A 24340-nucleotide genomic window follows, 5' to 3' on the forward strand; every position below is an offset into this window, starting at 1 on the left:
AACCCACCCGGCTCGCCGCCGCGGTGAGCGACGACGACCTCGGCCGGCTGGCGCGCGCCATCGATGGCTACCAGGCGCGCCTGGTCGATGCCGACGCCCGCGAGCAGGCATTCCTGGCCGACGCCAGCCACGAACTGCGCACCCCGCTGGCGGTGATCCAGGGCGTGGCCGAGGTGCTGCTGGACGACGATGGCGCATCGCCGGCCCAGCGCGCCCGCCATGCGCGGCTGGCGCGCGGCGTGGGCGAGATGCATCGCCTGCTTGAGGCCATGCTCGCCGCGGCGCGGCGGCGGCCGCTGCAGCTCGAAACCATCGCGGCCGCACAGTTGTTGCGGGAGGCGGCTGCCATCGCGCTGGCCGGCAAACCCGGCATCACCGCAAGCATCGGCGCCGATGGCGATCTGCACACCGCGCCGCGTGAAGCCGTGCTGCTCGTTGCCGCGCTTGCGCGCAAACTCGCGCAGCCGCGCACCGAAGCCAGCCTGCAGCTGGTGCTGGAATCTGGCCAAATCGTCCTGCGCATGACGCCGGAAGACGCCGACGCCAATGCTGCGACGGCGCTGCGTGCGGACACCGGCACCGGCTCCGCCCTGCTCGACCGGCTGGCGCAGCGGCTGGGCTGGCAGGTGGCGTTCGACGGAAGTGCGCGAGTGTGCGTGGAACTAAACTCTGACCCTGCGGTTAAAGCATAGCTTGACCGCAATTCAGCCAGTCACATCTCGGTGCGCTGCAAGAGACGACATGTTTTCCGCAACGGGGAGTGACATGCCTGGCGTCCCTATCCGTATGCCTTCCGTGCTGGCCAAGGTCAGAGACGATCATGCCGCCACGCTTGCATTTGACAACGTCCCTGAAGACTTTGACGTCGACACGCGGCTTCAAGGGTGGCTGCGCCTTCCACCCCGCCCTTGGCGGCGTCCGTCCGATGGATTTGCTCGGGCCACGGACTGGAAGTGAACTTATTCCAAGACTCTTGGGGAGCTTTATGAGCAGTTCGTATCAGTGACTGCAGGGTGTCCTTGGAATCAAACGGCCGACGATTCGGTGGCGGGCGCTGCGATGCGCGATGCGAGGTCATCCCGCATGAGCACCAGTTCCTTGTCGAGTTCGGCGCGGCGCGCAATGCCGTCGCGGTGGATCTGTCGGACTTCCTCGATGGTCTTGACCAGTTCGTCGTTGACGTGGCGCAGGGTTTCAATGTCGATCACGGAGCGCTGGTTGGCCTTGGCAGTCTCCACGGACGTGGCGTGCACGAGTTCCGCATTGCGCCGCATGATCTCGTTGGTCGCATCGTCGATCGAGGTGGCCAGCTCGGCGGCGCGCTTCTGATCCGCCAGCGACAGCTGGATCGCGAACTGGTTGCGCCACATCGGGATGGTGACGTCACGCACCGCGCTGAACTTCTCGATCAGCTGGATGGCATTGGCCTGGATGAGCCGGATCATCGGCAACGTCTGGATCGCGGCATGCTGCAGGACGTGCAGGTCGGACACCCGCTTGTCGATCAGCCGGATCGCGGTGTCCAAGGTGGCGCGCTGCTCGCGTCCCTCCGGGTCCTCGCGCCCGGCGAGGGCGGCAAGCTGCTCCTGAAGCTCGGCCAGCCGGATGCGGCCGGCGGCGATGTGCACGCCGAGATCGTGGCGCTCTTGGAGCACGAGGTCGTACATGCGGTCGTATTCGCCGACACGCTGCTGCTGCATGGCCTGGGTCTTGCCGACCTCCGCGAGCAACTGGTCGATCTGGGCGTTGCTGCTGCTGTAGCGCTGGACGAGCTCACCCTTGGCGCGCTTCATGCGGTCGATCAGGGGCCCAAGGACAGGGACCTTCGACTTTTCCTTGAACCCGTTCAGGTTGAGGCTGCGGGCGATGCGAACGATCTCGCCCAGCTTGGCACCACTGGCTTCGAGATCGGTGTTGCGCACCTTGTCGAGCAGCTGGGTCGAATACTGGCTGGTCCTGGACGCAGCCGACTTGCCGTACTGGTGGAGATTGCCCAGCTTGAGATCCTGCAGTGCCTTGGCTGCCTCGAGGATGCCGTCGGTGTCCTCCGGCTTGAGGCCCAGGTCGACCAGCATCTGGTCGGTCAAGGTCGCCGGGACGAGGTTGGATTCGGTCGAGGTCATGGCGCTGCTCCTGTTGGCGTTACGGTGCCGGCTTTGCGGCGTGGCCAGGGGGGTCGATTGCGGCAATGGCGGCTTGCGCCATCGTTCTAGCGTTTGCGAGCGTCTTCTCCAGCGCGGCGGCGTTGCGCACGCCGGCTTGCTGGTCGATCACGAGTTTGCAGTGCGTCGCCAGATCATTGATGAGGCCGGCGGCGACCTGTTGGCCCTGCCGGGTCGACTCCATCTGCTGACGCCCGAGTTGACCGATCATCGCAATTTTCACCAGGTGCGCCTTGCGGGCGTCAATGGCGGCGGCAAGCGGCGGCGCGATGCCTGTCTGTTGGCCGAGGCCATCGAGCTGCTGCACCGCAGCTTCCAGCTGGTGGTGGGCGGCAATGAGGCGCGGCAGGGCACCTTCCAGTGCCTTGGCGAAGGCCAATCCGGACTGGACGGCCCTGTGCGCCTGGTGCACCAACGGGATCATCTGTTCGCGCAGGGCGGCGGCGTGGGCGGAGAACGTGATGTCCCTGCCCAGCAGGCGCCCGATGAAGCCCGTCCGGCGGGCGATTGCCTTCTGGTCGTGGGCGATCATGGCCGTCTGCAAGGCCTCCAGCGCCGCGACCTGCTCCTCGGACGGGTTGGCTTGCAGCGCGGACAGGGCGTCGTGGACGCTGGCCACGGCGCCTTCCCCGATTGCCTGGACGTGTTCGATGGTGAGGATCATTCCGGCGAGGTGCCCGGCGGGGTTTCATGCCGGAACCGCAGGTTCGCGAGCATCCGGTCGAACTCGCGCTCGCGCTTGGTCCGGACCCGGAGAGGACGACGAGGTTCACCCGTATCGTCCTCGACCGGAGCGCCTTCCTCCGGATGACCAGCAGGCGCGGCAATCTGGCCCGGGGTCGCGTCCAGCAGGTCCAGCACGGCGGCGTGGAGCATGTCCTGTCTCACCAGGGTGGCCCGCAGCACGTCGAACAGATCACTGACGAGCGTAGGGTGCGGTTCGTCGTTGCCTTCCGCGGAGGCGGTGGCTGGCGCCGGCGGTGGGGTGGCGTTGGAGATCCGGGAAAGCTCGGCCAGCAATTCCTTCCACGGCGGCGCTTGTTCCTGACCCGGTGCCGGTGCGGCGTCCGGGGTGGACAGGCCCTGCACGCCCGAGGCGATGTCTGCCAGCTGGGCGACCATGCGCTGCCCGATATCAGCATCGTCGCCACCCATCGCCTTGTTGCGGACGAAATCCGCCTTGATCTGCGCCCAGCGGGCAGCCTCGTCGGCAGCCAGGGTTCCACGCAGCTCGCCGAGCTTGAGCAGGTTTTCCTCCGCGCCGGTGGTCAGCAGCTGCGATTCGCCGCGGTAGTGGTCGGTGATCAGCTGCTGCAGCTCCGCATCATTCATCACCGGCGAGATCTTCTCCGCCAGCTTGTTCATGTTGCGGTAGCTGCCCTGGAGCTTGAAGGGGGGTTCGGTGCGGTATTTGTCCGCCTGCGCCGCGCTCAGGATGTACTGCTGGTTGACCCTGTAGACCACATCCCTTACCTGCACGAGCCGCTGCAGGACGGCAGTGATCTCGTTGATCTCTGCGGCGCTGTATGCGTGGGACAGGTTGTTCGTGGAGACGTCCTTGCCGAGCGCCTTGTCGGCCAGCAGGTACAGGTCGACCATGTCCCGGGTGGCCAGCGGGGCGAGCACGGGGTTGGAGGTCAGGCAGTTCTCGATGTAGCTGAGGAGGAACGTGGCTTCCATCCCGCCCAGCACGTCGCCCAGGTTGTAGATATCGGCACGGTTGGCCAGCATGTCCGGGATCTTGAAGACCTCGCCCGACTCCGTGTACGGATTGCCGGCCATGATCACGGCGAACTTCTTGCCGCGCATGTCGTAGGTCTTGGTCTGTCCGCGCCAGACGCCCTCGATGCGTCGCGTGCCGTCGCACAGGGAGATGAATTTCTGCAGGAACTCGGGATGGGTGTGCTGGATGTCATCCACGTACAGCATCACGTTGCTGCCCATCTCCAGCGCCAGGTTGAGCTTCTCCAGCTCGCGCCGTGATGTGGCGTCCGGGGCCTGCGCGGGATCCAGCGAGCGAACACCGTGCCCGAGCGCCGGCCCATTGACCTTCATGAAGATCAGGCCCAGCCGGTTCGCCACGTACTCCATCAGCGTCGTCTTGCCGTAGCCTGGCGGGCTGATGAGCATCAACAGGCCCATGAGGTCGCTGCGCTTGCCCTCACCCACCGTGCCGATCTGCTTGGCGAGGTTGTCGCCGATCAGCGCAAGGTAGACATCGTTGATGAGCCGGTTGCGGACGAAGCTGGTCAGCGGCTTGGGCTTGAACTCCTCAAGGCGCATGGCCTCGCGCTCGCGTGCGATCACCTTGGACCGAAGCGCCTGGTAATCGCGGAATCCGGGCACGAACGTCTCGGCGTGGTGCCGGTAGCGGACATTGAAATCGTCCACGGCGACACGCAGGCGCCCCTGCTCGATGCTCGGGTGCTGCCCCAAGAGGCCCTCGACCACGGTCGAGACCGGGGCGCTGGAGGACTCGAACTTCAGCACGTCGCGGCCGAGGAACATGGCGACTGCTTCCGGCACGAACCGGCCATCAGCATCGCCGGCCGGCAGCAGCGAGGTGATCGCCTGCGTCGCCAGCGACCACGCAGCCGCAGGGTGCTGTTCGAGGTGCTTCAGTGCACCGGTGAAGGACGTCCAGAAGGCCTTGTCAGCGCGTTTGCCCTCCAGCCTGTCGACCAGTCCGGCCGCCACGCTGCTGACGGGGAGGGCAGCGTCAGGCGCCGTGACGGACATGAGCAGGTAGTCGGCCGCTTCGTTCAGGTGCGCGCCGCCGAGGTCGTGGCTGCCGAGGGATTCATTGAGCCTGGCGATCAGGTCTGGCCGCAGGGCGGCCCGTGCCGTCGCGCCGCCGCCAAGGGCATCGATGGCGTTGGCGGCATTGATGCGGGCGGCCCAAGTCTCGCGCTCTGCTGCCGCCCAGAACGCCACGGCGAGGGCGCGGGCCTGCGGGAGGTAAACAAGGGCGCCGGCGCCCTGCTGCAGGCGAACCAGGGCCTTCAGGATCTGCGTGGCATCGGCGTCGTGGATGCCCTTTTCGTAGCCATCGCGGTAGCGGGGGGCCGCGTAGTCACGCACCAGCTTGGCCAACGCCGCTTCATCGGTCAGCGACCGCTGCAGCACCTGCGTGGTGAGACCTTCCTCGCCGCGGCGGGCGGCATCGAGCACCTGGCCGGCCAGGTACTCGCCGCGATAGAGCTGGGGCGACTCCGATTCCAGCGCGACCGGCCAGTAGTGCCGGTAGCCGTCCAGGCCTTCGTCCTGCAGCGGTTCCATGAAATCCGTGCCGGTCAGGTGCACCGTCATCGCGTCGCCGCGCTGCAGCAGGGTCAGGTCCAGGGCCTGCGTGTTGACACTGAACCGATGCCGCGGTCCCAGCTTGATGACGTTGCCGCCTTCATCGAAGAGTTCCGTGCGATCACGCATGCCCCGCACGGCCTGGTCGCGGGCGGCCTTGATCCGTGCCTCGATGTCGTCGGCCTTCACCGTGTCCCTGAGATCGCGCAACCGGGCGCACAGGTCACGCAGCTTCTGGATCAGCGGGTCGCCGGCGAAGAAGGCATTGAGGTCGTCGGCATTGTCGAAACGCTCCGTCCGCCGGCCCAGGCCATCCAGAATCCGGTTGGCGGCATCCAGCAAAGACGCGGCCTTGCGCTGGCGTTCGTCGAGCAGCGCCTGCTTGTGGCTCTCGAAGGCCTCCAGCAACTCCTCGCGCTTGGTGAGGATGTCGCCGAGGAACTGTTCGTGCTCCCCGAACTGGCCTTCCAGCTCTTCCAGCTGGACCATGAGGCGGGACAGCTGCTCATCCGCTTTTTCCGGCGTCGTGGCGATGCCGAGCGAATTCGCAACGGACTGCGAGAACAGGGCGAACTGGGCGCCGAACTGCGCCACCGCCTCCGATGAACCCAGGGTCTTGCGGCGCTGGTCGGTCCTGGCCTTGGCCTGGTTGAGGCGGGCGTACAGGGCGGCGATGGCATCCACCACCTGCGTGCGCTTGGTGGCATCGTCCACCTTGAGGCCGGCCATCAGCTCCGACAGCATGTCCAGGTCTGCCGCGACGGCGTGCATGCCGCGGAGCACTTCGGCGAGCTGATTGGCGGTAGCAGCCTTGCCGGATGCGGCCTCCAGTTCGTCCAGGCGCGTTTCGAACGGCGCCAGCGCCTTCGGATTGAGCAGGAACGCGGCCGTGGCTGCCCCAACCTGGTCGTGGGCGGCGTCGAGGGAGGTGACCATCGCATCGATCGCGGCGACGTCGATGTAGCGCATGTCACGGATCGTCAGCAGGTGACCGCGCAGGCGCGAGACCTCGTGCAGCGCTTCAACGAACTGCTCGAGGCGGGCCCATCCCTCGGGCTGCAGCCGCCCCATCAGGCTGCGATGCCCAGCGCTCGCATTCGCCAGTGCGACTTCCGACTGCTGGCGGATCTCCTGCACCTTCTGGAACTCGTCGAGTACGGACTCGGCGGTTTCGGTGATGTCGTGGAGCAGGCCGGCCAGGCCATCCGCCACTGCATCAGTGATCCAGGGGTGGATGTCGAACAGGCGCCGGGTGGCATGCGCGAGCGCCTCGTAGCGCTGGACGGTTACATCCTCCTGCTCGATGTCGCGTGCGATGTCGAACAGGTCGGAGATCGTGCGCACCAGTTCGGGATTGCCGATGCGTCCGAACGCTGAGTTGGCGGCCGGCGCCGCAGCGGCGTACTCGTCACTGAAGAAGGGCGTATCCCAGACCTGCATCTGGTGGACGCGGGTCGGCTGGCTCGTTTCGTCGTGGAACAGGACCATCCGACCGTCGGGCAGGCGGGCATGCCCGTGGGCGAGGATGGGCGGCATCACGCGCCGCTGGATCATGTTGTAGACCAGCAGCGCCGATTGGCCGGCGTCCGGCTCATAGAAGATGTAGAGGACGTCCTCCCCATTGGGAGACAGGACGGTGCGCTTGTAGCGCATTTGGGTGATGGCGCCATCGAACGCCTTCTGCTCGCCGTTCTGGAGGACGTAGCCGCCGGGGAAAATGATCCCGTGGTCTTCCGGCAGCTGTACGCAGGCCTCGACGATGGCGTCCAGACGGGTGACCTGCTGGGTCATGGTGTTGAACACCAGGCCGCGCCATGCAGTTTCCCGGTAGGGCAGGATCTTGAGCAGGATCAGGCTGCCGAGTCGGGCGTAGTAGAACTGCGCGTCGTCGAGCGACTGGGTTCGGTCCTCAACGGGCTCCGAGTAGATGCCGGCGCCGGTGTCGGTGCTGTTCTCGACCTTGATCGTGAGATCGCCGCCCGTGGTCTCCACGAAGACGGTGTCGAGGATGTTCAGGTGTGGGAAGCGGCCACTGACCTCGCGGTCCTTGCCTGCCTTGATCCACTCGAAATCGTGGGTGGGTGGCAGGGCGATGTCACGGTCGCCTCGGGCGTCGAGATAGGACAGCTCCCCGGTGCTGGCGATGCTCCAGCGGAAGACCCGCAGATCCTGCGGGCCGCCGATCCGGAAGGCCGCGAGGAGCTTACTGTCCTTCACGGACAGCTGCACCAGCGTGGCGTCCTTGTAGTAGGTGTAAAGCTCGTCGAAATCCCGCACGAACAGGGGGTCGGCGAGGAAGGTGCCGGCCGCGTCCACGGGGGTTGCGTCGTAGCCGTCGGTGACCGGGACGAGTTTGTGCAGCGCGAACACGTCAGCGACGGACGTGGTCGACTTCAGGCCCAGGAACACGTTGTAGCCGAACAAGAGCAGGTCAGGGCCGACCTGGACGACATCGCGACCGATCGCGTTCTGCTCACTGCGAATCCGGAAGCGACCAGCCTGGGCCATCTTGCTGTCGCCGAACTCGGAGACACGGCGGCTATTGAGGTCGCCGGCGAGGGTCGCAAGCCGGGAGCCCTGCTGTGTCAGCCTGCTACGAAGGACCTCATAGGCACCGCCTTGCGCGACAGCGGCGTCGAGGGTGTCCGGGGCCGAGCTGGTGTTGTCCGTCATTTGAATCGGGATCCTTTCCGGTGTGGCGAGCCGGCCGGAGCGTTAGCCCAGGCCGGCCATGGACATCAGGCGTCCGTGCTGTCCGTCGAGAGGGACTTGGGGGCAGCAACGCCACCGAGGCGCTTGAGCATATCGGCAACGATGGGGCTCTCCGCGGTGATGCCCTCGATGGCCTTGCCGATGGACACGCCCTTGGTCAGGGCGTCGAACACACCACCATCGCCGCCGATGAGCTCGATCTTGGCGGATTCCAGCGCCTTGGCCAGCACCGCAGCGTTCTCGCGCGACACTTCCTTGCCCGCCTCGATCGAGGTGAGCAGCTGGCGCAGGTTCGTCTCCAGCGCCATGCGGAACTCTTCGTGCGCCCGTGCCTCGGGCGACATCTTGCCCATCGCCTCGAACTTGCCGGTGAGCCCTTCCGCTTCGGCGGACATGCGCTGCCCGATCGCCTTGGCTTCCGCTTCGCCCATGAACGCGGTGGCATCCGCCTTGGCGCGGCCCATTTCCGTCGCGGCCTTGGCCTCGGCGCTGCCTTGCTTGTAGGAGGCTTCCGCCTTTGCCTCCAACACCTGAGCTTCGGCCAGACCCTCGGACTTGATCGCTTCCGCCTGTGCAAGGCGCACCTGCGCCTCGGCCAAGCCGGGGGCCGCCACTTCGGCCTTCACGCCTTCCGCCAGCGCACGCTTGGCCTCGGCTTGCTTGCCCGCCGCGACCAGCTCAGCTTCGGCGAGGGTGGTCTTTTCGGCGGCGAGGTGACGGGCTGCAGTCTCGGCCGCCTCCGCTGCCTTGACGTCCTTGACCAGGTGCTGCTGGGCCTCGGCTTCCGCCGCGAGGACGCGAACCTGCTTTTCACGGTCGGCGGCGGAGACTTCGCGGGTTTCCTTGATCTTCTCTTCCTGCACGGCCACGGTCTGCTCGATCGCGGTGCGCTCGCGGATGACGTTCGCCACCTCCATGCGGCCCTGCTCGACCACCTTGTCGCGGTCCACAGCCTTCAGCTGCACTTCCTGGTCCGTGGTCACCTTCTCAAGCTCGGCGGCGCGGTTGACGCGCTCCTGCTCGATCGCCACGACCCGCAGGCGGCCCTGCTCGGCAACCTCGACAGCGCGAAGCTGCTCCTGCTCCTGCACCTTGATGGCCTCGTCGGCGCGCAGGCGTGCGGCCTCCGAAGCGGCGCGGCTTTCCTCGAGCACCTTGTCCGCTTCGGCCTTCTCCCGCGCCTGGATCTCGGCGATCTGGCGGGCCTGCCTGGCGCGGGCCTCCTCTTCCTGGCGCTGCATTTCCAGCATGGCCTGGGTCGTGGTGGTGTTCTTCTTGGTGATCTGCAGCCTTTCGTCCTGCTCGAGCTCGTTCGTGCGGATCGCCTGCTGTGCGGTCAGCTCGGTGATCTTCTTGATGCCCTCGGCATCCATGATGTTGGTCGGATCCATGTCCGACTTCTTGGTCTGCTCGAGGTAGTCGATGGCGACGTCTTCCAGCACATACCCGTTCAGGTCCTTGCCGATGACCTCGATGATGGCATCGCGGAACGCCTGGCGGTTGTCGAACAGATCGACGAAATCGAAGCGCTTGCCGACGGTCTTGAGTGCTTCGGAGAACTTGGCGTTGAACAGTTCATCGACTGCGTTGCGGTCGGAAGCACGTTCGGCGCCAACGGTCTTGGCAACCTTCAGGACATCAGCCGGCTGCTCGTTCACCCGCAGGTAGAAGCTGACCTTGATGTCGGCACGCATGTTGTCCTTGCAGATCAGGCCCTCCTTGCCGCGACGGTCGACGTCGAGGTTGATGAGCTTGATCTGCATCTGCTCGGCCTTGTACAGCACCGGGATGACCAGGGCGCCGGTGAAATGCACCTTGGGGGTGCTGCTCAAGTCATTGACGATGAGCGCGGTTCCCTGCGGAACCTTGACGTAGAACGCCTTGACGACGCCAATCAGGCCGAGCGCCAGCACCAGCAGGACGCCGATGGCGATGATGAAGGGAAAGTAGAGAGAGAGGTTCATTGAGAGCTGCTCCTTGCGATCTCGTGTGCTCAGCGGGCCTGGAACTCGGTTGCGGGAATGACCTCGTAGAGGTCGCGTGTGGTGTCGTGGTGAATGAGTACAACGCGGGAACCACGAGCTAATGCGTGGGGTGAATTGGTCCGAACCTGCAGGATCAGGCCGGCGGCGCCGTCATCGATCTCGACGCGGCCGCCTGCCTCGTCCACCAGCGGCGAGATGACCGTGCCTTCGCGGCCGAGGATGGATGGCGGTGTGGGAGGGCGCAGGCGGTTGATCAGCTTGGCGACCGGGCGCAGGGCGAAAGAGGTCAGGAGTACGCCGGGAATCAGGGCGCCGACGGCCACCAGCGTCCCGACCAGGAGGCGCATTGGTGCCGGCAGATGGAGAAGGAAGAGCAAATGGGTGAAGTACGTGGCCACCCATCCGAAGAAGGAGAGGGTCGTCAGCACGAGCATGATGGGGACGCCAGACAGGCCGAGCCTGGACAGGATGCCGGCAAGGCCGATCCCGTCGCCGTCGTGTCCATCCACGTGATGGTGGTGGCTGAGCAGGCTATCGACCGCATCGGTGTCGACGATGCCGGTGGCGGCGATCAACCAGTAGATCACGCAGAAGGCCAGCAGCACGCTGTAGACCAGGGTGGGGTAGGTAATGCTGACGAGGATGGCGTCGCTCATTTCCCTTCCTTGCGGGGCTTGGGAGTGGGGGCCGTGCGCCGCGGCTTGGCCGGGCGTGCTGGTGTTCGCTTGTCCACGCGGGACAACACGTCTTCAATCGTGGGGACCGAGGGTGGGGGCTGGGGCTTGGGGCGGGCGGCTTGGGGGGCCGCAGCCTTCTTCCGGCGCACCGATGCCTGGGCGGGCTCGGGATAGGGCGCGGATCCGGGTTGGCGCATGGCCACGGAGGCCTGGGCGAGCTTGAGGCTTTCGGCGGCCTTGAGTGTGTCGCTCTGGTGCCGCAACCGGCGCAGCTGCTGTTCAAGCTGCTCGATCGCGTGGTTGAACTGCTGTTCTGTCCGCTGGCACTCGGTCAGGATCCGACGGGCTTCGCGCAGCGCTGCCTCGATCTCCACGACCTTCTGTGCCGCCCTCCGCGCAAGTCCAGGCTTCCCGTCGGCCAGATGCGTGGCGACAACGGCCTCCTGCTCGCGCAGCTTCGCCTGGCCCTTGCTGGCCACATCCTCCGCATGGATGCGGCGCGCCTTGGCGGCGTCGGCTTCCAGCCGGGTACGGTGGAGCGCCAGGTCGGTCTGGCGGATATCTTCGTCGAGCAGTCGAAGCGCCTTGTTCCCCAGGACCGCGTTGCCGATCTCCTCGACATTGCCGCGCAGGGTCGACAGCAGTTTCTTCAGGGGATGGTTCATGCGGCGCCCGCTTCGGGGTGGCGCAGGAACGGCGCGTAGATTTCGGTGGCCAGCGCGACGTTGTCGGCCAGCGTCTCGATCTCGAACATGAGGCTCGCCAGCGTCGCATGGGTGTCGAGCGCGCCGAACATGGTGTACCCCGGCACGCCACCAATGCTGTCCAGGCTGATCGTGGAGAGCGGCAGCAGCTTGTGGGTGCGCAGGACGTGCGCATTGAACTCGGCCGGGTCGCGGACGAGCGAAAGGGGCCACAGGAAGCTTTCCACGATGATCTGGCTGCCGCCGACGGCAAGGAAGACCGACAGGTCGCCGTGCTCGTGCATGACCAGATGCAAGGCGGGGTCGGTGCCCTCGATCAACTCCAGTGACACGCGCCGATCATGCACAGCGCTGCTCTGGGACAGCGCGAGCCGAATCGACTCGATGGACCAGCCCGGCTCGTTTCCTTCCAAGGACGGGGCAAGGCCGGCAGGTCCTTCCTGTGTGCGGAGTCGTTGCTCAATGGCGGCAAGCTCGGCGGCGAACACCGGGCGGATCCAGACATCCTTCTTCACCAGCCCCTGGTCGCGCATGCGTTGCCGGAAGGCGCGAACCGCGAGCGTGCCGGAACGGGGTTGTGCTGATTTCATGTAATTAGCTTGCGGCATTACATGAAACATTGCAAATGCCATCCATGGCAGCTGTTCCGGGGGGGGGGCTTTCGGTATGTCGCCCATGAAATCAGGCGGCCCGCGGTGTGCCAGTGGACATGGCAACGGTGGTAGGAAATTCGCGGGCTTCCTCGAACTTCAGACGAGCCTCGTGTTGAGGCGTACAAGCAGGCGGTCGGACACGGCGTTGGCTTCTGCATTCGTGAATGCCGTGAAGGGTGTGCAGAGCGTCCAGACGAAGATCTTCGGTAGAAGCGTCATGCGGAAGCGGTCCAGATCGAAGTCGCGGGTGAGGAGGCCTCCCTGTCGGGGGGGCTGCACCTGCGCCTTAAGGCGGCGGACCCTGGCTGAGGCGACTTCACCGGTAATGACGTTGAGCGTGAGCTAAGTCGCCGCGACGGCATGTTCGTCGCGCCGGCATTCTTGGTATCAGCGGGGAGTTCTGCCCGCAGGCCCCATGCGGTGCCGTAGCGGGCTGCGCTTGCTATCAGGAAATCGCGTGGGCTGCACGGATCTCGGCAATGCGGCGCGCCACAGTTGGGTCCAGCTTCGTCTGCTCAGCCTGGGCAAAAATCTTGCCCAGCACCCGCTTCTCGTCCTCATCGACGGCGCCGTCGCGTTCGGCGAGCTGCAGCAGCTTGTCCAGCTCTGCTGCGTCGAGCAGGCGGTCGTTGCTGAAGATATTGATGGAGGCGATTGTAAAATCCAGATGGCTGCGGGAGCCGCTCGCAAAGACTCCTTTCGAATGGCTGTGCGTGGCAGCCTATCCCCGAAGCATCAAGCTGGACAACTGGTTACGCCAACTCTGGCATCGACTATGGATCCTTCGGCTTCTCACGGACTTCGCGGTGCGACCCGGTGGGGACCGACTTTCCTTTCGGAAAATGAAAAATTGGCCATCTAGGACAGTCGATGCTTTATGGCGCACAGGCCACGATCCGCCTGCGCTGACGGCCCACCATCAACCGCAATCAGCATGTAAAATATTGAATATTAAAGCATGATGCTCAATCTGTTCCCAGCGTTGACTCGCATTCTGACTCACTTTCGGAAACTGTGTGCCTCACCCAGGAAAGCCATGACACAGGCTCGGCTGCCACCGACAGGTAACGTGTCGATGGCCGCTTTGCCATCTACGGTTCTTGACCGCTCCAGGCAGACCTTAGGAGTTCGTACCATTCCGTTGATTGTTGTCGCGCATTCGCCGCGCGGGCCTACCGCCTCGCTGCATAATGGGTTGTTCCAGATGGGCGGGAGGCTCGTATGTCAACGAAACATCTGCTGGCACTCCTCAACTCCCATATCGAGGGTGATGAAGAGCAGTTCCTGTCGATCGCACTTCAAGTTGCCGCGCAGGAAGCTCGACATGGTCGCATTGAGGATGCCGACAAACTGAAGCATCTAGTGCAGCGCGCGCGCGAGCGGCAACGGGGCCGACCTTCCAGCGGACAAGCGGCGATTCCCCTTGCGCGACCGCGAGGCGAACTGCAGGGCTTGGTGGAGGTTGCCTACCCGAAAGTTACGCTCTCCAGCATGGTTCTATCAGGAGAGGTGCAACTGCGCCTGAGCCGCGTGGTCCGCCAGCAGCAAGAGCGCGCGCGACTTCGCGATTATGGTCAGACGCCGACCACTCACATGCTGCTTGTCGGTCCGCCCGGGACAGGTAAGACGATGACAGCGTCTGCCCTGGCAGGCGAACTGCATCTTCCTCTCTTCACCGTGCGCCTTGAGTCGCTGTTCAGCCGCTTCTTTGGAGAAACAGCTGGAAAGCTCCGACTGCTATTTGATCAGATCGCTCAGACTCGCGGGGTCTATCTTCTCGACGAATTTGATGCGATCGGTGCGCGCCGCGGCGATCCCAACGATGTGGGCGAAATTCGCCGCGTCCTCAATTCGGTTCTCGCCTTCATGGAAGAGCCGAACTCGACCGACAGCCTCGTGCTCGCTGCTACCAATCATGTCGAGATCCTTGATGAGGCACTTGCCCGCAGGTTCGACGAGGTGATCGAGTACCACTTGCCGGATCAAGAGGCAGCCCGCGCGATTCTCGATCGGCGCCTAGGCAAGCTCCGGCTTGCGCCCCGGGCCTGGTCCGTAGTTGAGCCGACGCTTGGTGGACTCAGCCAAGGTGAGCTCGTGCGTGCAGCGGACGCGGTCGTCAAGGACGCCATACTTGAAGGCGCTTCTAAGGTATCGGCAGACGCTCTGGCTAGCGCGCTCCATAACCGTCAGACCCTGAAGGGTAAATTCGGCCGACAGCGCGGCCAATAACACAGCCCTGGCGTCGCCGATCACCGTAATCTACCGGGGAGACTGAGGTTGTATGGCGGAGCATGACGACTACGGGGCACGTGACCGCCCACACCTACTCATCAATGCTTTTCGAGAATCCACTCGCTACAGCTACCCGTCGCGCCCGCGGATTCGTGCGCCACTTCGCGAAGACTACGCCGCGCACGCCGACTCCCTCGCGGGACAATTGCGCCAAGCGCTAGGCAACATCCCTTCGTCGGGCGCGGATCCGCGCCTCGCAGTAGCCGACTTGAAGCCGGGCCAGCTAATCGAAGTCGCTACCCGCCCGCCGGATGAGAGCTCGCGGACGAAGGTGGTAAAGGTGCCTGTGACGCTCGAGTTCCCTGCCCAGGAAATCACGATCCTGCGGACGGAGCGAAATGAGAACAGGACCGAAAGTGCGGTCTTGTTCGTGCCGGATGACTCACGCACGTTCCTTCAGGGGCGCATTGCCGAGTACGGTCGCCACCAGGGCAATGCCCGGCGTCCAGATATCGATCGTTTTGAGGTGGTGGAATCGATTGTTGCCGCGCCTGCCGAGTTACTGTTCGTTGGCGAGATCGATTTCGAGGCGGTCGAATGCGTGTGGTGGGAGCTCTGGGTTAATGGCACGCCGTTTCGTGCGGATCAAGTGGCTAGACTGGCCCGCGCCGAAAACCTGGATGTCCACACTGACCGCCTGGAATTTCCAGATACCACTGTAGTGTTTGTGCATGCGACCGCAAGAGCACTTGCTGTCTTCGCAGCGCGCGTGCCCGGGGCGATCATCGAAGTGCGACGCGCAACAGGCACCATTGCCCCATTCCTCGACCGGAGTGCCGGCGGTATCGGACCACATGACTGGGTTGACGACCTTGCGGCGCGCGTCACGCCCGCGCCCGAGGGATCTGCCGTTGTGTGCTCCCTCGACACAGGCGTTGCGGCGGCGCACCCACTCCTTGTTCCTGGACTGCAGGGAGCTTGGGCATACGACGCTGCATGGGGTAGTGATGACCACGTGTTGGACGGAGGACACGGCACGGCGATAGCGGGTCTTATCTTGTACGGCGATCTTGAGGCGCACATGAGCGGGACCCGCCGCGTCGTGCTGACCCACGGCGTCGAATCGATGAAATTGCTGCCGCCTAGCGGGTTCCCTGCTACAAAGCCACCGAGCTATGGCGTAGTTACGCAAGGCGCAGTTGCGCAGACTGAGATCGAGCGGCCCGGCGTACGTCGCGCGTTCTGCCTTGCGACCTCGACACAGGACTTTCCACCGGACCGTCCGTCGACTTGGAGTGGGGCTCTCGACCAAATTGCTGCAGGCGCTATGGCAGGCGATGCAGCAGAAAGCATTCCGGCATCGAGTACTCCTAAGCGACTGGTCGTAGCAGCAACTGGCAACGTATTAGGCGGCATGATGAATGACGTCGTAGCATTGCAACCGCTCGAGGATCCGTCCCAGAGCTGGAACGCGCTGACTGTCGGTGGTATCACGCGCAAAGAGCAGATGCCCGCTCCGCCCCCTGTCTTCACGCCAGTCGTTCCTGCGAACCATCGCAGCCCTTTCAGTCGTGGCTCCCAGTTGCTGCCCGACGACCTCACGCCTATCAAACCTGAGGTGATGTTCGAGGCTGGCAATATGGTTTCCGATGCTGGCGGCTTCTGCGGATGGAATCCAGCTGTTTCGCTGCTTTCGACGGGATCCGATGTCACAGTAGAGCCTTTGGTTCCTTTTTGGGCGACCAGTGCCGCTGCCGGCGTTGCCGGCAACTTCATTGGTCACCTGCAATCCGCTTTGCCGGAGCTTTGGCCAGAGACAGTGCGAGCGCTGACCGTCGATTCAGCCAATTGGCCGCAGCCAATCCGAAGGAGGCTGATCGGCACTGGAGCGCATTGGAAGACAGGCTCGAAAAGCGCAAAACGGATGCTGTTGCGCGAGTTCGGATATGGCGTACCGGAAATCGGCCGCGCAATCATGTCTGCACGCAACGACTTCACTCTAATTGCCCAGTCTGAGATCCAGCCTTTCGCCCTAAGTGCAGACGGTCGATCGGGTGTGTTCAACGAGATGCACTTTTACGATCTTCCTTGGCCTCGGGCTGCGCTTGAGCAGCTTGAGAACGAAGTGGTCGTGATGAAAGTAACGCTTTCTTATTTCATAGAGCCTAACCTCTCAGGAAAAGCCGCGACTCGACCTGAGACGTACCGCTCCTTTGGCCTGCGCTTTGCGATGAAGAAGCGCAGCGAAACCGAAGCCGCGTTTCGAGCCCGCGTCAATGCTGCTCAAGGTGGGGACGCATCCACCACTGAAAGCGAAGCTGATTACTGGCTCCTCGGATCGAAGGCCGTCCAAGCGGGCTCACTGCACAGCGACCTTTGGCGTGGTCATGCGATTGACTTGGCGGGACACGACGCGATCGCCGTGTACCCAGTGGGTGGTTGGTGGAAATCACATATAGGCCAGCGACGCGTTACCGACACCGGTCGGTATGCGCTCGTGATCTCGATCTCAGCGGCCGGCCATTCAATCGACCTGCATTCGGAAGTGGCCAACTTGGTCGATGCTGCGACGATCCACGCCACCGTCAGCTAAAAGTAAGTTACGACCGCCTTCATGTTGTCAGGGGATGAGCCCGAGGCGTGGCAGAGACCAGGCGGCGGACTCGGGACATCTCGGGCCAGGCGTAAACTCTAAGATGCCCCCGCCCTTACGCTGACGTAGAAAAAGAATGGACATCTTGCTTTTAGAGCTATGTCTTCGCGAGGAACTTGCCCGTACTCAAATTAGTCACCGGATCGACCCGTTCTCCCGCGAGTTCGTCTTCGGCAACAGTCCTGAGTACACGAAAGCGAGGAATCGCCCGGTGATTCTGGGCCGGAACGGCCGGATGACTCTACTCCAGGCGATGCTGGGAATCTGCTTGAACGATGAAGCGCGTAGGAAACTGTTTCCGTCCTATTTCCACCTTGGGTGTCCCAAGCCCATTCCCCGCGACCGTCAAACGCTGGTCGAGCTCGCAAAACACGTTCGCCGCGAGAGGGGGCGCCCTGATGACCCTGAAACCCGCAAGAAGGAGTTCGAGAGCATTACATCCGCACTAAAGGAAATCACCGGCGTACGGCCCGCAGAGTACGAGGACAGGCAGAATGCGCTAAGAGTGATTTACCTTATCGATAGGATGATGCCTGGTTCGGGGTTCCCCGAAGAGAGGCGTCAACGGCTACTTACCTTTATCAAGGCGCCTAGTAAGCGATTTTCCTTCGAAGCTCGTGATGGGTATCCCACCAGGGAGAGCGAAGGTAATACATTCCTCCTCAGCGATCTAAAGGCATATACATCTATCGAGATCGACGACGACATTCAGATGGAAATTGATTCCATTTTCGGTAGTTTGATAAGTCGCGCGGATGACATGCGGTCACTTCTTGATGGCATTGCTCACTCGTCCGGACAAAGGACTGAAGTTGCGCGCGCCTATCAATCCATTGTGGGCTCACTCGAAGCCTTCGACGCATCAACTCTGGTCGCCACTCGGGGCCGTGCTTCGCGCCTTGATGTGGACCTGTATTTGCACTTGAATCGGTTCGAGTTCTTGCACTTTGCTGGTGCACACGCGGAAGCGCTGAATGTTGCAAGGCCACCTTCGTCAATCGTGCCCGTACTGGATGAAATGATCGAGTCGTTCAGCGCGATCACCGGCGGCATCGGGGACTATTATCAGACTACTCAGCAAAAATTTTTGCTCGAGGAGTTTCGCGCTCTCGCGAAGCAGCACTCGGTGATTTTCCTTGACTTGATTGAAAAGTCGCTCGGCTTCCGTCCGAGCAAATCGATTTACGAGAAAAGCGTGTCGCTGGCGGAGGAGCTACTTCGCCGCACCTGCGCGTTTGGTGCGGGCGTCCGGCCCGGCAAGGCAGCTACCATCAGCTTCCGCAACATCGTCAGCGCTATATGTGCAACATCGCAGTCGATCAAGTTTCCAACTCGATATCGACCGCACCTTTTCGGCGACGATAGCCAAACCCGGTCGATTATCACGCCCCTTGAAACCTCTATCAAATTTGATGGCAGCGAGCGGTCTAGTGATATACCGGAGGGCTACCTGCAAATTTGGCACAATCGCCGAGAGTGGGTACAGGGCGCGTTGGAAGGCTCTTACGAGATCATAGAGCTCATGTTTACTGTGCGAAGCCTATTTTGGTCTAAGGTGATCGCCTGCGTGCAGCCGAATGACATTGGTGTGATCGAAGAAAATCTTTCAAAGCTGGAATCGCATGTGCGAGGTGTGCGGCGTGGTCCCACTAACACCTAGGAGGCCTTAGGCCTCTGCAGGCTCACCAGAGTGATACTCCATGCTCGCCGCCCAGCATTGCAAACAATGTAGCCAGACCCTTCGGGGGCCACGAATGATCAGGCCTCGGTCGACGCGGATGCCCGAATTTGGGGCGTAAATGGAGTTCGTGATCACCCCGAGTGCTGATGAAGGGACGCGCACACCGCGTACATCTCGCAGAGATCATCGATGCCTCGGCGCGCTTGGTCGTACACCCGAGCTGGCGCCTACAGCTGCCTCGCTGTCATGGCGCTGCATGCCCCATGCACGGGCTTGCCGGGTGGGCGTGTCATACCCGCGGAGAGCGTTGTTGCAGATTCCGCGTTGGGTCGAATCGGACGCAGCTGGCTACCGACGCAAATAGGGCTTTGGGTTCCACTGGGAAGCACCCCCCTCCGCAACTACGCGCGCAGCGGCAACGGCAGCAAAGTCCGACGGCGTCCAAGAAAGTCCGGACTTAGCTGCCGTTTCGGGACCGACGATAGGCAACACCAAGGCAATCGGGCCTTGGCTCAGCCATCGCAGGAATGAAAAACCATGAATACTCGCAACCGCTTCGCAGCGTCTCGTCAGGACAGTCTGGCAGCCACCGAGCTCTGCGACCAGCTCGAACTCCCGCCCTTGCTGTTCGCCTTGCAGACCATCTTGAAGCAGCTCCCGACGGGCGCGCTGACGACCTTCCACCCGACTCGCCGTGCGATCCGTGCAAAGCAGGCATATGCCATGACTGGCGACGGGAGGAGCCAATTCTGGGCGCGCCAGAACCCCAATGACCCCGCTTGGGATCCCACGTTCCCCAGGGCGTTCAAGCTGGGCGATTCCCCCCGCAGCGCGACGGTCTGGTTCGCGGACGAGATCGAAGCCTGGCTCGAAACTCGCGCCGATGTCTCCAGCAGGCACGCATTGGCGGCGTCCAAATACGGACACCGGAAGCACTCCATCAAGATCGGTGACACTGGCACGGAGGTGACGCCGTGAGCCTGGAAGTCAGCTACCCGACCGCCGCCGAAGACAGGACCACCTCTGCGCTTCACGACAAGCTCGACCGCCTCTTGGCAAAGGCAAAGCCCACCAAGCGCGAATTCATTCAGAAGCGCTTTCGCGACCTCTATCCGAAGCTCGAGGCGCATCTAACCAGCGGCAAGCTATTGAAGGAAGTTCTGTCCGCCTTCAACGAGCTGGCACAGGCCAAAGTCTGCGCGCGTAAGTTCAACGAAATGCTCGAGCAGGAGCGCGCCCGCCGTGACGAGGCTGGCAATCCCATCTGTTGCTTCAGCTGTGGCCAGCCCCTGCACTCGGCTCATCAGAGCGATGCAGCCCGCCCTCACGCCAACGGAGCGAGGAGCGAATCCGCCGACCTGTTGCCGACCTATTCCGAGTAACCCCTATGACCTTCCTCAACCAGCCTCCTTACCCTACCCACGCGTTTCCGCCGCGCGTACAGCGCGCGGCGGAAGAGCTGGCCAAAAACGTTCAGGTCACTGACATCATCGCCGGCACGTCTTGCCTGACTGGTCTTTCTATTGCGCTGAGTCCGCTCGTCGACTGGCGGCATCCGTTGTCCGGGCAGATCCGCCCGTGCGTCCTCTATCAGGCGATCGCTGCGATTTCCGGCGACCGGAAGTCGTCGGCTGAAACCGAGCTCTGTGCCCCGCTCTACGCTCACGACATCGAGGTCTCCGAACAGGAAGACGAACAAGAGGACGGGTACAAGAAGGCGTACGTACGTTGGGCCGCCCTCCACAAGCGGGTGCTCGGCCAGTACGCGAAGCTGGTCGAAGCAGGCGATGTCGCCAAGGCTGAGGCCCGCCTTTCGGCAATCGAAGCCCAAAAGCCTGTCCGGCCCATGGCGCATCGCTTCATCTATACCGACGTCACCAAGCGTTCCATCTTCGAGGCGCTACAGGGCGACGGAAAGGCCATGGCCCTATTGACGGACGAAGGGCAGACGCTGCTTTCCAGCACGGTAATGCGCCACTACGGTTTCCTCAATAACGCGTGGGATGGCAAGAAGCTGCTGTCGCTCGATCGCGCGCAGCATCAGAACCTCATCGCCCGGAACCCTAGGCTGACGATCAGTTTCATGATCCAGCCGGACCTGCTCGCCGACTTCTTCGCCAAGCGCGGCAAGATTGTGCAGTCCTCCGGCTTCTGCGCCCGTTTCCTGTTTTCGAGATCCCCTTCGATCCAGGGGCGCCGTGAGCCGAAGTTCAACCAGCCGTTCGAGCACGTGCTGCCCTTCCATGCGCGCCTTGACGAGTTGCTATTGGCATACAAGGACAAGCTTCAGACCGGGCGTGTGAGCCGTGATGTCGTCGAGTTTGATGAGCAGGCCAAGTTCCTGTGGTTGGAGATCGCGAGGAAAGTGGAGGTTGATTTCAATCCGGGATACTTCCTCCACGACATCAGCGACTTCGGTAACAAATACATGGACATCGTCGGTCGGATTGCGTGCTTGCTGCACTATTTCGAACTTGATATCAACAGTCGCCCTGATGACCCCGAAGCTCATGCCCCTGTGATCGGCCCGATTTCCGCCACCACCCTCTCCCGGGCGGAGACAATCGCTGCGTGGCACCTGAACGAGTACAAGCAAATTTTTTCGCGGCCCCCGCAGCGGGCTCCCGAGGAGTTGGATGCTGACAGCGTTTACGCCTATCTCTATCGGAATTTCTATCTCCGGGGTGTGGGAAGCGTGCTGAAGAATCACGTACGACAGTACTGTGGCGTGCGCAACAGCAGTCGGCTCCATAGCGCCCTTCAGATCCTGGCGTCTCGCCAAGCTATCTGGGTCGCGCCAATGGTGTACGAGGGCAGCAAGAAGCCGAAGGACACCATTGCGCTCAACATGCAGTACTTCAGTTCTTGCCCGATCTGCTGAGCGAGCCGCCCGTTCACGACCCAGCCCGCCGGCCCGCAAGGACCGGCGGGCTATCTCGTTCCTGGGTCGGACGAAGGCAATTTTGAAAATCTTGTACTATCTTCCCGCTCGGATGGGGGGAACCGATGGCACGACCGACATCGACTGGGGAAGCCGAAATCCTGACCATCAAGCAGGTCGCCGGGTACCTGCAGGTCACCGAGCGCACCATTTACCGGCTTGCGGCTGCCGACGGGATCCCGGCGTTCAAGGTAGGCGGATCCTGGCGTTTCCGCCGCGGAGATCTGGATCAGTGGATCGCCAACCGTACTGGCATGCTGGGAGCAGCGGCTGATAGGCAGGGGGCGTAATGAGCGCCTCCGCATCGCGTCCCTCGCCCGTGGCACCGCCGACCTACACAGGGACGAGGTCCCCTCGGGCCCACAGCCTTCGAAATGCGTTTGGCATGCGGGGGGGCTCCGAGTGACGCCGTTCAACGAGGACTCCCGCGTCAAGATCCCGGCGCTTCTGCACCTGACCCGGCTGGGCTACACCTACCTCTCGTTGAAGCACGCGAAGTGGGACGCGCGCAACAACATCTTCCCCGAACTGTTCGAGGAAGCCGTCGTGCGCATCAATCCCGGTCTGCGCCGCGAGGACGTGCCTGCCCTGCTCAACGAGATACAGCTCAAGCTCAAGGGCGATGATCTCGGGCGGTCCTTTCACGAGCGGCTGACTGCCCGCTCAGGCACACGTCTGATCGACTTTGACAACCTGGATAACAACAGCTGGCATGTCGTCACCGAGCTTCCATTCGAAAACGGCGAGGACGAGTTTCGCCCGGACATCACCCTGCTAGTGAACGGGATGCCGCTAGCGTTTATCGAGGTGAAGAAGCGCATGAATCCAGGCGGGGTGCTGGAAGAACGCGCCCGCATGGACCGTCGCCATGCCAACCCGAAGTTCCGCCACTTCTTCAACCTCGTTCAGTTGATGGCGTTCTCCAACAACATGGAGTACGACGACGGGCAGTTTGAGCCGGTGCAGGGCGCGTTCTACGCCGCTTCCACCTACGGCGAGGCCAGTTTCAATTACTTCCGTGAGGAGCTTGCCACCGAGCTCGTAGCAACAGTGGCAGCTGCAGACGATGCGGTGGAGGACGTTGTCCTGTCCGATACCAATCTGGTTGCAATCAAGGGGTCGCCGGAGTTTGAGCGCAACAAGGCATTAGACACGCCTACGCATCGCTTGCTGACCTCACTGTTCTGCCGGCAGCGCTTCGCCTTCCTCTTGCAGTACGCGTTCGTTTGGCTGACCACCGAGGACGGCATCGAAAAGCACGTCATGCGCTATCCGCAGCTGTTCGCCACGCAGGCCATCGCGAGCCGGTTGGGCGCTGGCGTTCGCAAGGGCATCGTTTGGCACACCCAGGGCAGCGGCAAGACCGCGCTGGCCTATTACAACGTGCGTTACCTCACCGACTGGTTCCAGCAGCGAGGGCAGGTTGCGCGCTTCTACTTCATCGTCGATCGGCTTGACCTGCTGCGACAAGCGCGCGACGAATTCCGGATGCGCGGGCTCACCGTCAACGTCATCGACAGCCGCCAAGCCTTCGTGCAGGACATGCGCAAGACCGTGGCGGTGGACAACGACCGCGGCGTACCGGAAATCACCGTCGTCAACATCCAGAAGTTCAAGGACGACCCGGATTTCGACACAGCCCCCGACTACGCCCTGAACGTCCAACGCGTGTACTTCCTCGACGAAGTGCACCGCAGCTACAACCCCAGGGGCAGCTTCCTGGCCAACCTGGAGCGATCCGACCGCAACGCCATCAAAATCGGGCTGACCGGCACCCCACTGATCGGCGAGCAGTTGCAGTCCAGGCAACTGTTCGGCGACTACATCCACACCTATTACTACAACGCATCCATCGCTGACGGCTTTACCCTGCGCCTGATCCGCGAAGAGATCGCTACCCGCTACAAGATGCAACTGCAACAGGCGCTGGCGGAAATCGAGGTCCGGCAAGGTGGCATCGATCGCAAGGCGCTATACGCGCACCCGCGCTTCGTCGGCCCGATGCTCGACTACATCCTCGACGACTTCCGCCAAGCACGCATCGTGCATGGCGACGCGAGCATCGGCGGCATGGTGATCTGCGACAGCGCCGAACAGGCGCGCGAACTTCACCGCCAGTTCCGCGAACGGATGGAACCACCAGCGCAAGCGATCGCGGAATCGGCCAGCGACGACAGCTACCAGCTGCCGCGCGCGGCCGAACCCCGCCGCGACTGTCTCAAGCCGCTCAGCGCGGCACTGATCCTGCACGACGAGGGCGACAAGGAATCCCGCGAGGACGAGGTCAAGGCCTACAAGGCTGGCAGGATCGACCTCCTGTTCGTCTACAACATGCTGCTCACCGGATTCAATGCCCCGCGGCTCAAGAAGCTCTATTTCGGCCGGGTGGTTCGCCAGCACAACCTGTTGCAGGCGCTGACCCGGGTCAACCGCCGCTACCGAAAATTCCGCTACGGCTACGTGGTCGATTTCGCCGACATCCAGCGCGATTTCGACCGAGCCAATGCTGACTACTACGCTGAACTCACCGCCGAACTCGGCGACGAGATGCAGCACTACAGCAGCATCTTCAAGTCCGAGGCGGAGATCCGCGCGGACATCGAGTCCATCCGCGAAGCGCTGTTCCACTATTCGCTCGAC

At 62.9% G+C, this 24340-nt stretch carries 17 protein-coding genes; 10 read left to right on the forward strand and 7 right to left on the reverse strand.

Annotated features, from left to right (window positions below):
• On the forward strand, positions 1-692 hold a 692-nt coding region (locus Q0654_RS10380; RefSeq protein WP_298853486.1), incomplete at its 5' end, for a histidine kinase dimerization/phospho-acceptor domain-containing protein.
• Between the two features lie 333 nt (positions 693-1025).
• On the opposite strand, the gene Q0654_RS10385 is transcribed toward Q0654_RS10380, so the two are convergent.
• The 7 genes from Q0654_RS10385 to Q0654_RS10415 all read right to left on the reverse strand — a co-directional run bounded on the left by Q0654_RS10385 (position 1026) and on the right by Q0654_RS10415 (position 12130).
• Complete coding sequence (locus Q0654_RS10385; RefSeq protein ID WP_298853487.1) at positions 1026-2123, reverse strand: toxic anion resistance protein; 1098 nt, start codon at positions 2121-2123, stop codon at positions 1026-1028.
• 19 nt (positions 2124-2142) lie between these two features.
• Complete coding sequence (locus Q0654_RS10390) at positions 2143-2826, reverse strand: hypothetical protein (RefSeq protein ID WP_298853488.1); 684 nt, start codon at positions 2824-2826, stop codon at positions 2143-2145.
• The gene (locus tag Q0654_RS10395) at positions 2823-8135 is read right to left on the reverse strand and encodes a DNA repair ATPase (RefSeq protein WP_298853490.1); all 5313 of its coding nucleotides are present in this window, start codon (positions 8133-8135) and stop codon (positions 2823-2825) included. The genes Q0654_RS10390 and Q0654_RS10395 overlap by 4 nt, the downstream gene beginning before the upstream one ends.
• 65 nt (positions 8136-8200) lie before the next feature.
• On the reverse strand, positions 8201-10138 hold the full coding sequence (locus Q0654_RS10400) for a hypothetical protein (protein ID WP_298853492.1): 1938 nt from the start codon (positions 10136-10138) through the stop codon (positions 8201-8203).
• A gap of 29 nt (positions 10139-10167) precedes the next feature.
• Entirely contained in the window at positions 10168-10815 is a 648-nt protein-coding gene (locus Q0654_RS10405) for a hypothetical protein (protein ID WP_298853494.1), read from the reverse strand.
• Positions 10812-11501: a PspA/IM30 family protein gene (locus tag Q0654_RS10410; protein WP_298853496.1), complete on the reverse strand. Its 690-nt coding sequence runs from the start codon at positions 11499-11501 to the stop codon at positions 10812-10814. Before Q0654_RS10410 ends, Q0654_RS10405 begins: the two co-directional genes overlap by 4 nt.
• A complete protein-coding gene (locus Q0654_RS10415) occupies positions 11498-12130 on the reverse strand; it encodes a YjfI family protein (RefSeq protein ID WP_298853498.1) in 633 nt (210 codons plus the stop codon). The genes Q0654_RS10410 and Q0654_RS10415 overlap by 4 nt, the downstream gene beginning before the upstream one ends.
• Positions 12131-12650: 520 nt before the next feature.
• On the opposite strand from Q0654_RS10415, the gene Q0654_RS10420 reads away from it, so the two are divergent.
• The 9 genes from Q0654_RS10420 to Q0654_RS10460 form a co-directional block, all read left to right on the forward strand.
• Positions 12651-13055 carry a hypothetical protein gene (locus Q0654_RS10420; protein WP_298853501.1) on the forward strand — a complete coding sequence of 135 codons (405 nt, stop codon included), beginning with the start codon at positions 12651-12653 and terminating at the stop codon, positions 13053-13055.
• Between the two features lie 359 nt (positions 13056-13414).
• A complete protein-coding gene (locus Q0654_RS10425) occupies positions 13415-14422 on the forward strand; it encodes an ATP-binding protein (RefSeq protein WP_298853503.1) in 1008 nt (335 codons plus the stop codon).
• A gap of 52 nt (positions 14423-14474) precedes the next feature.
• The gene (locus Q0654_RS10430) at positions 14475-17018 is read left to right on the forward strand and encodes a S8 family peptidase (RefSeq protein WP_298853505.1); all 2544 of its coding nucleotides are present in this window, start codon (positions 14475-14477) and stop codon (positions 17016-17018) included.
• A 136-nt stretch (positions 17019-17154) separates the two neighbouring features.
• On the forward strand, positions 17155-18738 hold the full coding sequence (locus tag Q0654_RS10435) for a hypothetical protein (protein WP_298853507.1): 1584 nt from the start codon (positions 17155-17157) through the stop codon (positions 18736-18738).
• A gap of 558 nt (positions 18739-19296) precedes the next feature.
• Positions 19297-19737, forward strand: coding sequence for an AlpA family phage regulatory protein (locus Q0654_RS10440; protein ID WP_298853509.1), 441 nt, complete (start codon positions 19297-19299; stop codon positions 19735-19737).
• The gene (locus tag Q0654_RS10445) at positions 19734-20141 is read left to right on the forward strand and encodes a hypothetical protein (RefSeq protein ID WP_298853511.1); all 408 of its coding nucleotides are present in this window, start codon (positions 19734-19736) and stop codon (positions 20139-20141) included. Before Q0654_RS10440 ends, Q0654_RS10445 begins: the two co-directional genes overlap by 4 nt.
• A gap of 5 nt (positions 20142-20146) precedes the next feature.
• Positions 20147-21640 carry a YfjI family protein gene (locus tag Q0654_RS10450; protein WP_298853513.1) on the forward strand — a complete coding sequence of 498 codons (1494 nt, stop codon included), beginning with the start codon at positions 20147-20149 and terminating at the stop codon, positions 21638-21640.
• A 125-nt stretch (positions 21641-21765) separates the two neighbouring features.
• Entirely contained in the window at positions 21766-21990 is a 225-nt protein-coding gene (locus tag Q0654_RS10455) for a helix-turn-helix domain-containing protein (RefSeq protein WP_298853514.1), read from the forward strand.
• A gap of 112 nt (positions 21991-22102) precedes the next feature.
• The coding region (locus Q0654_RS10460; protein WP_298853516.1) for a type I restriction endonuclease at positions 22103-24340 on the forward strand (2238 nt) is incomplete at its 3' end.

Origin of the sequence: uncultured Aquimonas sp., assembly GCF_937888285.1 — a bacterium.
In the GTDB taxonomy this organism is placed as follows: domain Bacteria; phylum Pseudomonadota; class Gammaproteobacteria; order Xanthomonadales; family Xanthomonadaceae; genus Aquimonas.

Bases quoted from the DNA above. Each gene is read 5' to 3' on its own strand.
- Q0654_RS10385 (WP_298853487.1), bottom strand. From the start codon at position 2,123: ATGACCTCGACCGAATCCAACCTCGTCCCGGCGACCTTGACCGACCAG.
- Q0654_RS10390 (WP_298853488.1), bottom strand. From the start codon at position 2,826: ATGATCCTCACCATCGAACACGTCCAGGCAATCGGGGAAGGCGCCGTG.
- Q0654_RS10395 (WP_298853490.1), bottom strand. From the start codon at position 8,135: ATGACGGACAACACCAGCTCGGCCCCGGACACCCTCGACGCCGCTGTC.
- Q0654_RS10400 (WP_298853492.1), bottom strand. From the start codon at position 10,138: ATGAACCTCTCTCTCTACTTTCCCTTCATCATCGCCATCGGCGTCCTG.
- Q0654_RS10405 (WP_298853494.1), bottom strand. From the start codon at position 10,815: ATGAGCGACGCCATCCTCGTCAGCATTACCTACCCCACCCTGGTCTAC.
- Q0654_RS10410 (WP_298853496.1), bottom strand. From the start codon at position 11,501: ATGAACCATCCCCTGAAGAAACTGCTGTCGACCCTGCGCGGCAATGTC.
- Q0654_RS10415 (WP_298853498.1), bottom strand. From the start codon at position 12,130: ATGAAATCAGCACAACCCCGTTCCGGCACGCTCGCGGTTCGCGCCTTC.
- Q0654_RS10425 (WP_298853503.1), top strand. From the start codon at position 13,415: ATGTCAACGAAACATCTGCTGGCACTCCTCAACTCCCATATCGAGGGT.
- Q0654_RS10430 (WP_298853505.1), top strand. From the start codon at position 14,475: ATGGCGGAGCATGACGACTACGGGGCACGTGACCGCCCACACCTACTC.
- Q0654_RS10435 (WP_298853507.1), top strand. From the start codon at position 17,155: ATGGACATCTTGCTTTTAGAGCTATGTCTTCGCGAGGAACTTGCCCGT.
- Q0654_RS10440 (WP_298853509.1), top strand. From the start codon at position 19,297: ATGAATACTCGCAACCGCTTCGCAGCGTCTCGTCAGGACAGTCTGGCA.
- Q0654_RS10450 (WP_298853513.1), top strand. From the start codon at position 20,147: ATGACCTTCCTCAACCAGCCTCCTTACCCTACCCACGCGTTTCCGCCG.
- Q0654_RS10455 (WP_298853514.1), top strand. From the start codon at position 21,766: ATGGCACGACCGACATCGACTGGGGAAGCCGAAATCCTGACCATCAAG.